Annotated in this window: 13 protein-coding genes, 1 tRNA gene and 3 pseudogenes; 6 read left to right on the top strand and 11 right to left on the bottom strand. The window is 66.1% G+C overall.

Translation table 11 applies throughout. The features are described 5' to 3' along the window. Both A9W95_RS04490 and A9W95_RS04495 read right to left on the bottom strand, forming a co-directional pair. On the bottom strand, positions 1-497 hold a 497-nt coding region (locus A9W95_RS04490; protein WP_067409428.1), incomplete at its 3' end, for a TetR family transcriptional regulator. Between the two features lie 81 nt (positions 498-578). Further along, a complete protein-coding gene (locus tag A9W95_RS04495) occupies positions 579-1,199 on the bottom strand; it encodes a TIGR03085 family metal-binding protein (RefSeq protein WP_067409417.1) in 621 nt (206 codons plus the stop codon). A gap of 114 nt (positions 1,200-1,313) precedes the next feature. On the opposite strand from A9W95_RS04495, the gene A9W95_RS04500 reads away from it, so the two are divergent. Next, positions 1,314-1,529, top strand: a complete 216-nt coding sequence (locus A9W95_RS04500; RefSeq protein WP_067409418.1) for a DUF3072 domain-containing protein — start codon at positions 1,314-1,316, stop codon at positions 1,527-1,529. Positions 1,530-1,545: 16 nt separating this feature from the next. Here the strand turns inward: A9W95_RS04500 and A9W95_RS04505 are convergent. After that, a tRNA-Leu gene (locus tag A9W95_RS04505) sits at positions 1,546-1,628 on the bottom strand. A gap of 274 nt (positions 1,629-1,902) precedes the next feature. On the opposite strand from A9W95_RS04505, the gene A9W95_RS04510 reads away from it, so the two are divergent. Next, entirely contained in the window at positions 1,903-2,283 is a 381-nt protein-coding gene (locus tag A9W95_RS04510) for a hypothetical protein (RefSeq protein WP_067409419.1), read from the top strand. Next, positions 2,280-2,636: a DUF3817 domain-containing protein gene (locus A9W95_RS04515; RefSeq protein WP_067409420.1), complete on the top strand. Its 357-nt coding sequence runs from the start codon at positions 2,280-2,282 to the stop codon at positions 2,634-2,636. Before A9W95_RS04510 ends, A9W95_RS04515 begins: the two co-directional genes overlap by 4 nt. On the opposite strand, the gene rdgB is transcribed toward A9W95_RS04515, so the two are convergent. Beyond that, a complete protein-coding gene (gene rdgB, locus A9W95_RS04520) occupies positions 2,633-3,238 on the bottom strand; it encodes an RdgB/HAM1 family non-canonical purine NTP pyrophosphatase (RefSeq protein WP_067409421.1) in 606 nt (201 codons plus the stop codon). The genes A9W95_RS04515 and rdgB overlap by 4 nt on opposite strands. Then, positions 3,235-4,014, bottom strand: coding sequence for a ribonuclease PH (gene rph, locus A9W95_RS04525; RefSeq protein WP_067409422.1), 780 nt, complete (start codon positions 4,012-4,014; stop codon positions 3,235-3,237). Before rph ends, rdgB begins: the two co-directional genes overlap by 4 nt. A gap of 152 nt (positions 4,015-4,166) precedes the next feature. On the opposite strand from rph, the gene A9W95_RS04530 reads away from it, so the two are divergent. Further along, positions 4,167-4,583, top strand: a complete 417-nt coding sequence (locus tag A9W95_RS04530) for an Hsp20/alpha crystallin family protein (protein WP_067409429.1) — start codon at positions 4,167-4,169, stop codon at positions 4,581-4,583. Positions 4,584-5,053: 470 nt separating this feature from the next. Here the strand turns inward: A9W95_RS04530 and A9W95_RS04535 are convergent, their stop codons facing one another. The 6 genes and pseudogenes from A9W95_RS04535 to A9W95_RS04560 form a co-directional block, all read right to left on the bottom strand. Further along, positions 5,054-5,827 (bottom strand): cyclic nucleotide-degrading phosphodiesterase, encoded by a 774-nt coding sequence (locus tag A9W95_RS04535; RefSeq protein ID WP_067409423.1) that lies wholly within the window; start codon positions 5,825-5,827, stop codon positions 5,054-5,056. 73 nt (positions 5,828-5,900) lie between these two features. After that, positions 5,901-6,713 (bottom strand): glutamate racemase, encoded by an 813-nt coding sequence (gene murI / locus A9W95_RS04540; protein ID WP_067409424.1) that lies wholly within the window; start codon positions 6,711-6,713, stop codon positions 5,901-5,903. Then, positions 6,710-7,390, bottom strand: a complete 681-nt coding sequence (locus tag A9W95_RS04545) for a rhomboid family intramembrane serine protease (RefSeq protein ID WP_067409425.1) — start codon at positions 7,388-7,390, stop codon at positions 6,710-6,712. Before A9W95_RS04545 ends, murI begins: the two co-directional genes overlap by 4 nt. Positions 7,391-7,483: 93 nt before the next feature. Further along, positions 7,484-7,765 carry a MoaD/ThiS family protein gene (locus A9W95_RS04550; RefSeq protein WP_067409426.1) on the bottom strand — a complete coding sequence of 94 codons (282 nt, stop codon included), beginning with the start codon at positions 7,763-7,765 and terminating at the stop codon, positions 7,484-7,486. A 13-nt stretch (positions 7,766-7,778) separates the two neighbouring features. Next, positions 7,779-8,192, bottom strand: coding sequence for a Mov34/MPN/PAD-1 family protein (locus A9W95_RS04555; RefSeq protein WP_067409427.1), 414 nt, complete (start codon positions 8,190-8,192; stop codon positions 7,779-7,781). A 1-nt stretch (position 8,193) separates the two neighbouring features. After that, a pseudogene (locus A9W95_RS04560) lies at positions 8,194-8,745 on the bottom strand (P1 family peptidase); the annotation flags it as partial. Between A9W95_RS04560 and A9W95_RS04565 the strand changes: the two are divergent. Together A9W95_RS04565 and A9W95_RS04570 are read left to right on the top strand one after the other, a co-directional pair. Further along, positions 8,737-9,066 (top strand): annotated as a pseudogene (locus A9W95_RS04565) (DUF2017 family protein); the annotation flags it as partial. The pseudogenes A9W95_RS04560 and A9W95_RS04565 sit on opposite strands and share 9 nt — an antisense overlap. A 10-nt stretch (positions 9,067-9,076) precedes the next feature. Continuing rightward, positions 9,077-9,538, top strand: a pseudogene (locus tag A9W95_RS04570) (P1 family peptidase); the annotation flags it as partial. Positions 9,539-9,610 lie beyond the last annotated feature (72 nt).

Consider the following 9,610-nt stretch of genomic DNA (forward strand, 5'->3'; position numbering starts at 1 on the left):
GCATGGTCGCCGCTGGAGCTGTGGGTAGTGCTCTCCTCCCGCATGGCCAAGCTGATGGCCAAAGTGGCGACCGCGCTACTCAATACGGTCGCCGCCTCGGCGGAATAACCGCGCCGACCGAGGGCCGCGACCTCCATCACCAGCAGTCGCACGCCCGCCTCACCACGGGGGAAAAGGACTTGCAGATACGACGCCAGGCCGGGGCGGGTGATGGAGAAATGCCAGAGCTGCAGACCGAAGGAGAGCAAGTGCTGCTCGAGGTCTTGGGCCGGGTCCTCATCCAAATGCAGGTCCGCGAGCAGGCTCTCCCCCACCAGGCGCTCGAGCTCCCATCGGCTCTCGACATGCCGATACAGCGCGGTCGCGGACACTCCGAGTCGAGCAGCAACCGCATTGATGCTCAACCGCCGCATGCCCAACTCGCGACCGACGCGCACGAGGTCGTCCAGCGCGATCAGGGGCGGGCGCCCGCCGGGACGGGTCGCGACAGTTCTCATCTGGCAGCACACCTCGGCTAGAAAGTTACCCCCACAAACTAAGGGTTGCCTTACCATAGGTCAACTTGCCGCCGGACCCGGCTAGAGCCCTTTGGGTGCCTCCCGAACAGCTTTCACCGCCGAATCGTCACCGTCGAAGTCCACGCGCGCCTCTCGCCCCACGGCGAAGAGCAACAGTTCCTCCGGACTGCCCGTGACGGTGACCGCTGGGCCACGCCCGGCGGTGAGCAGCGTCTTCCCGTCCGTGGTGCGCAGCGCGACGCGGCCGGGAACCTTGGCCAGCGTCAGTCGAGCCATCAAAGGCACAGTGCGACGGAGCCGTGCGGTCAAGTTGGGGTCAAGTTCGCGCGGTTCCCAGCCTGCCCCGGCGCGGCGCACGTCTTCGTGGTGAATGAACATCTCGGCGACGTTGGCCACCGAGTCGAGCAGTTTGAAGGGCGAGTAGGCCGGTGGGCCCGACGCAATCTTGCCCACCAACTCCTCCCAGTCGGTTTTTTCGGCCACCTGGTTCTGCACCTTTTCGGTGTGGTCGGCGAAGAACGGAATGAGGATGCCGGCCGCCGCGTCGGGGCGGTACTCCCGGATGACCAGGTGGGCAGCCAGGTCCCGGGTCGTCCATCCTTCGCACAGGGTGGGCGCCTCGGGCCCTGCGGCGAGAATTGTCTCTACCAGCGCGGCGCGCTCGCGTTGTGCAATGGACATTTGGTCTCCTCAGTGGCGGGTGCGCGGACCTAACCAGCGTAGAACCCGACGTGACGCGCAACTCACTCGCTCACGACGAGTTTCGAACGTACGTGCGATGGATATCCGGCTGGCATGAGCAACGAGGTGCGGCAAGCCCCGCAAGAGAACCCCGCGAAAGACCCCGACGAGTGGGTCACCGGTGAAGAACCGATGACCGGTCCGCAACGCAGCTATGTACGCACGCTGGCCCAAGAGGCCGGTCGCGACCTGCCGGATAACTTGACCAAAGCCGAGGCGTCCCGACTCATCGACGAGTTGCAACAAGAGACGGGCCGTGGCGCCGGCTAGCCGGCAACTTCCACAGTGCGGGCGGAGGGACTCGAACCCTCACGCTCTTTCGAGCAATGGCACCTAAAGCCATCGCGTATGCCATTTCGCCACGCCCGCATGGCTAATCGATCGTACCGCTCGACGGTGTGACCTCGTGTCGGTGGTGCAACCTAGATTGGCTCTGGTACCGACGAAGGGCCCGTATTTGCGGCGCGCGGAAGCTCATCCGCAGCGTTCGATACCACTTCTCAAACAGGTCGGAAGACATCCTCGGCGTCCGTGGACCCGCCCGAGCAGACACTCCATTGCCGTGTACCGAAAATCGGCCGTGGCGAGGCTGGACGAGTTCATCGGACCGAAGGCTTAAGTAACCGCGCGGTACCGTCTTGGTGTGTCCACCACGCATCGTCGCAGGCCTGCGCTGATCGCCCTGGCGATCATCGCCGCCTGTGGGTGCCTGGCCCTGGGCTGGTGGCAATGGACTCGATTTCAATCGACGTCGGGCACTTATCAGAACCTGGGCTACGCGCTGCAATGGCCGCTATTCGCCTGGTTCTGCATCTATGCGTACCGGAACTTCGTCCGCTACGAAGACGCGCCGCCGCCGCCGCAAAACACCACGGCGCCAACCGAAATCCCCGCCGGACTATTACCTGAGCGAGCCAAACCCGCGCAACCGCCGGCTGACGATCCAGCCCTACGCGCGTACAACGCCTACCTGGCCCAACTCGCTAAGCACGATGCCGAGAAACAGAACAGGACCACCGCATGACCGCACCAAATACGCCCGACGCGCAGCAGGCGGCGTCGGTCTTTCCCGTCGAGAAGATCCGCACCGCACTGACCGCCTACCGCATCATGGCCTGGGCAACGGGCATCTGGCTCATCGCCCTGTGCGGGGAGCTGGTGTCGCACTTTGTCTTTCACCGCGAGATCCGCTGGATCGAAGTGGTGCACGGCTGGGTGTACTTCGTTTACGTGCTCGCTGCGTTCAATCTGGCCATCAAGGTCCGCTGGCCGATCGGCAAGACCGTCGGAGTGCTGCTCGCCGGCACCGTTCCGCTGCTGGGAATCATCGTCGAGCACTTCCAGACCCGCGACGTCAAAGGCCGCTTCGGGATCTAGCCCGGCGCCAGGGTCCGCAAAGCGGGCAGCAGCAGCGCCAGCGCGCGCCCACGATGAGACACCGCGTCCTTTTCCGTCGGGCTCAACTGCGCGGCCGTGCGATGGTCGCCGTCGGGCACGAACACCGGGTCGTAGCCGAAGCCGCCGTCGCCGCGCGGCGCACGGGCAATCCTTCCCGGCCACTCACCGCGCACCACCACCTCACCGGCAGCAGACACCAACGCGCACGCTGACACGAACGCCGCACCGCGCCGGTCGTCTGGCACGTCACGCATTTGCGCCAGCAGCAAAGCGGTGTTTGCGGCGTCGTCGCCGTGGGCGCCGGACCACCGAGCTGAGAGCACTCCGGGCATCCCATTGAGCGCCGCGACCTCCAGTCCGGAGTCGTCGGCGACACTGGCCAGACCCGTCGCGGTGAAGGCGTCGCGGGCTTTGGCCAGTGCATTCTCCTCGAACGTTGCGCCGGTTTCCGGCGCCTCGTCGAAGGCAGGAACGTCGTTTAGCGAGACCACCGACAGACCGGACAAGCCGGCTCCGTCCAGCACCCGCCGTAACTCGACCAGCTTCTTGGCGTTACGGCTGGCCACCAGCAGCCGGGTCAGCTGCCGAACGCCTTGGGCTGCGGGGCCCCTTCGGGCAGTTCCCCGGGATAGGGAAGGGCCAACGCCTCACGCTGCGCGGCGAACAACTTGTCGCAGGCGCCCAACGCCATGTCGAGCAACTTGTCCAAGGTGGAACGGGGAAACGTCGCGCCCTCACCGGTGCCCTGAACCTCGACCAACGTTCCGGTGTCGGTAGCCACGACGTTCATGTCAACTTCGGCACGGGAGTCCTCCTCGTACGGCAGATCGGCCCGGACCCGGCCGTCGACCACGCCGACACTGACCGCCGCGATCGCACACGACAACGGCCGGGGATCGGACAACTTCCCTGCCGCGGCCAGGTAGGTCACTGCATCGGCCAGGGCCACGTAGGCGCCGGTGATGGCGGCGGTGCGGGTGCCGCCGTCGGCCTGCAACACATCACAGTCGACCGCGATGGTGTTCTCCCCCAACGCCCTTAAGTCGATGCAGGCCCGTAGCGACCGGCCGACCAAACGACTGATCTCCTGAGTGCGCCCGCTGGGCCGACCCTTGATCGACTCGCGATCCGAACGGGTGTGGGTGGCCGACGGCAGCATGGCGTACTCCGCGGTTAACCACCCCAGGCCCGATCCCTTCCGCCACCGAGGCACTCCTTCGGTGACGCTGGCGGTGCACATGACCTTGGTGCGGCCGAACTCGACAAGTACCGAACCCGCCGGGTAATCGGTGAAACCCCGGGTGATGACCACCGGGCGAAGCTCGTCGTCGAGGCGACCGTCTTCTCGTTTGGACACGACGCCAACCCTAGCGACCGGTCTCCTCCGGCGGCGCATCGCTGGAAAACTTCTTGCGCTCCACTCCGACCCGTGTTATATAAAACCTATGCCGCAAGGCACAGATTAACTCAACCCCACGACACTAGATTGGAGAGTTGGAGGTGGCGACCATGCTGATGCGAACCGACCCGTTCCGTGACCTCGATCGCTTCACTCAGCAAGTGTTCGGGACTGCGGCCCGCCCGGCGGCCATGCCGATGGATGCCTGGCGCGAAGGTGAGGAATTCCTCGTCGAGTTCGATCTGCCCGGCATCGACGAGAATTCGCTGGATCTGGACATCGAGCGCAACGTCGTGACCGTGCGCGCCGAGCGTCCTGCGGTCGATCCAAGCCGCGAGATGTTGGCGACCGAACGCCCTCGGGGCGTCTTCAGTCGCCAATTGGTGCTCGGCGACAACCTCGACACCGAGCGGATCGACGCGTCCTACGAGGGCGGTGTGTTGCGGTTGCGAATCCCGGTGGCCGAAAAGGCGAAGCCGCGCAAAATTTCGATCACTCGCAACGGACACAAGGCAATCGACGCCTGATCGCCCGCGATCCCGGACGAGGTGGCCGGAATGACGCGCATGGGCACGGTGGCGGCGCCAGCGACGATTGACGCTGCGGCGTTGTTCTCCCTTGACCCCGACACCGCTGCGTTGGCCGCTGAGGTCGATGCCATTCTGTGCGCGGCGCTCGTCCCTTCCCGCCGGCCACCGACAGCACCGGTCATCGGCTGCGCCTTGACCAGAGCGCGGTCGACCGATCGGTTGGGCGGCGCCCTGGTCCGCCCGCGACGCGGACCGGCGCGGCACATCCGAGCGGTCCAGCGCGGCCCTCCGGGCGACCGACCAACGCCAGAAACAACAAGAGGAAAGGCAGGTGATGACATCACAGCTGGCCTAGCCGAGTGGCCCGCACCCCGGTTTCACGCCGCGAGCGCATGCTCTTTGCCCGAGCGCGCTACTGCCTAGCGAGGCGAGTCCGGGGGCGGGCACCCGGCGCACAATCGCAACGCTCAGCCCCGCCGCACCTCGAACGTCTCGTCGCACACCACAGCGTGCACGGGACCATCAAACTCCGCCTTGGCCTCGCTGATCACGTCTTCCCGAGAAGTCCAAGGCGGAATGTGCGTCAGCAGCAATTCGCGCACCCCGGCCTGCGCGGCGGCTCGGCCCGCCTCGGTGCCAGATAGATGCAGGTTCGGCGGGTGTTTGCTGGAGTGGGTCCACGACGCCTCGCAGAGAAAGACGTCGGCCCCGCGGGCCAGTTCGACCAGTTGGTCGCAGGTGCCGGTGTCACCGCTGTACACCAGCGTCGCTCCGCTGGGGTCGGTGATCCGCAGACCGAAGGATTCTGTCGGGTGCGCGACGATTCGTGGCAGCACGGTCAAGGCGCCCACGGTCACGGGTTCGCCGTCGACCCAGTGGTGAACGTCAAAGATGTCCGAGCAGTCATCGATCTCCCCGCCGTACGGAGAGGACGCCGCGCCCAGCCGCGACCAGGTGTCGCTCGGGCCGTACAACAACGCCTTACCTTGCGGACGTGACGGGTGATAGCGACGCCACACGAACAGACCCGGTAGGTCCAGGCAATGATCGGCGTGCAGGTGCGACAACAACACGTGCACGGACGAAGGGTCTGCGTGCCGTTGCAGCGCCCCCAATACACCGCCGCCGAAATCGATGACGATGGGCGGGGTGTCTGAAGCTCTCAGCAGATATCCCGACGCAGGCGAATCCGGACCCACCACGCTGCCCGAGCAGCCGAGTACGGTAATTCGCACGGACACTACTGTGCCATGCCCGATAGCACGATGGAGAAAACATCGCCGCTTTTACTGAGCACAATCATCGGCATACCTACTAGACGTTGGTGTGGTGAACGGGTTCAACGCCAGTGATGGCGGGGCCGAGGAAGCGCGACGCCAATCCTGTGAATGCGGCCGGGTCGCCGGTGGCTTCGAATAGGCGGGTCGCGGGTGCCGCATCATGGGGACGCAACAGGTCGGCTTCGGTCAGTACGCGCACGACTTGTTTCGCGGTCTCTTCAGCGCTGGAAACCAGCGTCACGTGGTCGCCCATCACCAATTGAATGAGCCCGGAAAGCAACGGATAGTGCGTGCACCCGAGCACCAGCGTGTCCACCCCCGCACGCTGCAGCGGCTCTAGATAACCCTCGGCCAGCCCCAGTACCTGGCGACCGCTGGTGACGCCGCGCTCGACGAAGTCGACGAATCGCGGGCAGGCGACCGCGGTGATCTCGGTGTCGCGGGCAGCGGCGAATGCGTCTTGATAGGCGTGCGAGGTGACGGTGGCGCGGGTACCGATGACTCCGATGCGGCCGTTGCGAGTGGTCGCTACGGCTCGACGCACCGCCGGCAGGATCACTTCGACGACCGGCACGTCATAGCGCTCCCGCGCATCGCGCAGGCACGCCGCCGACGCCGAGTTGCAGGCGATCACCAACACCTTGACGCCCCGACTGACCAGGTCGTCACCAATGGACAACGCATGCGCACGGATGTCCGAGATTGGGAGCGGACCGTACGGACCGTTGGCGGTGTCGCCGACGTAGATGATGTCCTCGTCCGGCAATTGATCGATGATGGCCCGCGCGACGGTCAGTCCCCCGACGCCGGAGTCGAATACGCCGATGGGGGCCATTGGTGACGTCATAGGTTGCCCGGCAGCGATCGGGTCGATCTTTTGCGTTCCCGGGCTTTGCGTTCTGGCGCGGAGAGCAAGTATGCCGCCACCACTCCGGCGAGCGCACCGCATAAATGGCCCTGCCATGACACCCCGCCGCATCTGCCGAAGACCGGCAATGCGCCCCAGAGGACACCGCCGTAGACGAACAAGACAACCAGCCCAATAACGATATCCCGCGCCCTTCGGACCAGGAATCCGAAGATCACCAGGAACGCGAGCCAGCCAAAGATCAGTCCGGACGCCCCGATGTGGTCAGTGGGACCACAACTACTGCCGATGTTGCCGATCAACCAGGTGCCGAACCCACCCAGGATCCACACGATCGCGGTGGCCCAGACGAACCGCGCCAAACCGGCCAGAGTCATCAAGAAGCCGAGAACCAGCATCGGCACCGTATTGGCAATCAAGTGCTGCCAGTTGGCGTGCAGCACCGGCGCGAAGATGATTCCCCACAGTCCGTCGGTGGTCAGCGGCCGGATGCCGTTGGCGTCGAGCCGGTTGCCGCTCAAATGGTCGATCAGTTCCACCAAGTAGAGCAGCGCGACGAAGGTGACGATGGTGGTCGCGCCGACCACCCAGCGCGACCGTTTCCCGGCCGGGTGTGCCGGTGATCGCGAGTGCCCTGTCGGGCCGGTCCTGCCCATAGTTGCCCTTCCAGAGCGTTTTCGGCGTATCCAGGCTACCGGCACCGGCGCCGGCGCAGAGACATCCGCCCGACGTCGCAAACGAGGACGCGCTCAACCACCCGCCACGGCGGGCAGGATGGTGACCGAGTCACCATCGGCGATCGCGGTGTCCAAGCCGCCGGAGAACCGAACGTCTTCGTCGTTGACGTAGATGTTGACGAACCGGTGCAGCTTGCCGGGAGAAGACTGGTCGATGAGCCGCTCGGAGATGCCCGAGTAGTTGGCCTCGAGGTCGGAGAGGACCGCCCCCAGCGTCTCACCGCTCGCCGAGACGCGCTTCTGGCCTCCGGTATGCGGCCGCAGGATGGTCGGTATGGACACGGTGACGCTCATGCGAACCTTTCGATCAGTACTGCTCGACGATAGCGACAGGTTCTTCGGTGACGGCACCCTCGACGATGCGGTAACTGCGCAGCTCGTGCCGGGCGGAGTCGCGGGTGGACACCAAGACGTAGTGGAGGTCGGGGTCGGCCGCCAGCGCGACGTCGGTGCGACTCGGGTACGCCTCGGTCGTGGTGTGTGAGTGATAGATGACCACAGGAACCTCGTCGGCATCGTCCATCGCGCGCCACACGGTCAACTGCTCCGCAGAGTCGAACCGGTACCGGCTCGCCGAGCGTTCGGCGTTGGTCATGGCGATGTGACGTTCGGGGCGGTCGGTGCCCTCCGGCCCGGCCAATAGGCCGCACGCTTCGTCGGGATGGTCGCGGCGCGCGTGCCCGACCATGGCCTCGACCAGGTCGGCGCGGACCACCAGCACCTCACGCGCTCCTTTCCACGAATGCTCCGGGCACCACGTCACGGTAAGTCGGTATTCCAGCCGCCGACTCGGCGGCGATCACTCCAACCAGGACCGCCCGCGCCAGGCAGTCCGCGGCGGCCGCACCGACCGCGGTGACCAGTTCGGTGTCGGGGGACATGGCGGCGGGCAGGTCCGCCGGCGGGGGCACCTCGACCGCTCCGGTGGCCAGCGCGAACACGGTGTCACCGTCCAACGCTGTGTGGGCCGGCCGAATGGTCCGCGCCAAGCCGTCGTGGGCGGCGATGGCCATGCGCCGGCACGCCGCCGGTCCCAACGCGGCATCCGTGGCGACCACACCGATCGTCGTGTTCAGGGCGCTCAGCTTGGACGGCAATTGGGCCAGCGTTTCAATCTCGGTTGCCGGCGGTGCCTGCAGCCCGAATTCTTTGCTGAGATGAGTCATCCAGGGCAGGCCGGTCACCGGATCGACCACATCACCGACGGAGTTCACGACAACAACCGCTCCGACGGTCACGCCGGACGTCAACGTCGTCGACGCGGTCCCGACGCCGCGGAAACCCTCAACGCCGCCCTGCGCAGTCTCCATGAGCCGGAGATCATCGAGGCTAAACGCGTTGCCGCTCAACAGCTTTTGGACACCGTGCCGGAAAATGGCGGCCGGTTCGAGCTGACCGAAGAGGCCGCCAATTCCTGGATCGCCGCGGTCAACGACCTGCGGCTGACCCTGGGGGTCATGCTCGACGTCGGCCCGCAGGGGCCCGAGCGGTTGCCCGCCGATCATCCGCTGGCCGCACACTTCGATGTCTACCAATGGCTTACCGTTCTGCAGGAGTACCTGGTGCTGGTGCTGATGGGGAACCGATCATCTTGATGGCGGCGCGATGAGTTCGATTGCCGACGTGGGCGGGATCCGCGTCGGCCACTTCCACCGGCTCGATCCCGACGCCGCCCTCGGCACCGGCTGGGCATGCGGGGTCACGGTGGTGCTTACTCCACCGGGAACGGTGGGTGCCGTCGACTGCCGCGGCGGTGCGCCCGGGACGCGGGAAACCGATCTGCTCGATCCGGCCAACAGCGTGCGTTATGTCGATGCGGTGTTGCTCGCCGGTGGCAGCGCCTACGGCCTGGCCGCCGCGGACGGGGTCATGCGCTGGCTGGAGGAACGCGAGCGCGGAGTGGCGATGGGCGACGGGGTGGTGCCCATCGTGCCGGGCGCGGTGATCTTCGATCTGCCCGTCGGCGGCTGGGGCTGCCGGCCGACGGCTGAGTTCGGCTATGCCGCGTGTGAGGCATCCGATGCACCCGCAGATGCGGGAGTCGCCGTCGGGACGGTCGGGGCCGGCTCATGGAGACTGCGCAGGGCGGCGTTGAGGGTTTCCGCGGCGTCGTGACCCAGCGGGTCGTCGTCGTCGGTC

Source organism: Mycobacterium sp. 1423905.2, assembly GCF_001673155.1.
GTDB lineage: Bacteria > Actinomycetota > Actinomycetes > Mycobacteriales > Mycobacteriaceae > Mycobacterium.

Coding starts and splice junctions, on each gene's coding strand:
- murI (WP_067409424.1), bottom strand. CDS start 6,713: ATGACGTCACCAATGGCCCCCATCGGCGTATTCGACTCCGGCGTCGGG.
- A9W95_RS04545 (WP_067409425.1), bottom strand. CDS start 7,390: ATGGGCAGGACCGGCCCGACAGGGCACTCGCGATCACCGGCACACCCG.
- A9W95_RS04515 (WP_067409420.1), top strand. CDS start 2,280: ATGACCGCACCAAATACGCCCGACGCGCAGCAGGCGGCGTCGGTCTTT.
- A9W95_RS04495 (WP_067409417.1), bottom strand. CDS start 1,199: ATGTCCATTGCACAACGCGAGCGCGCCGCGCTGGTAGAGACAATTCTC.
- A9W95_RS04530 (WP_067409429.1), top strand. CDS start 4,167: ATGCTGATGCGAACCGACCCGTTCCGTGACCTCGATCGCTTCACTCAG.
- A9W95_RS04500 (WP_067409418.1), top strand. CDS start 1,314: ATGAGCAACGAGGTGCGGCAAGCCCCGCAAGAGAACCCCGCGAAAGAC.
- A9W95_RS04550 (WP_067409426.1), bottom strand. CDS start 7,765: ATGAGCGTCACCGTGTCCATACCGACCATCCTGCGGCCGCATACCGGA.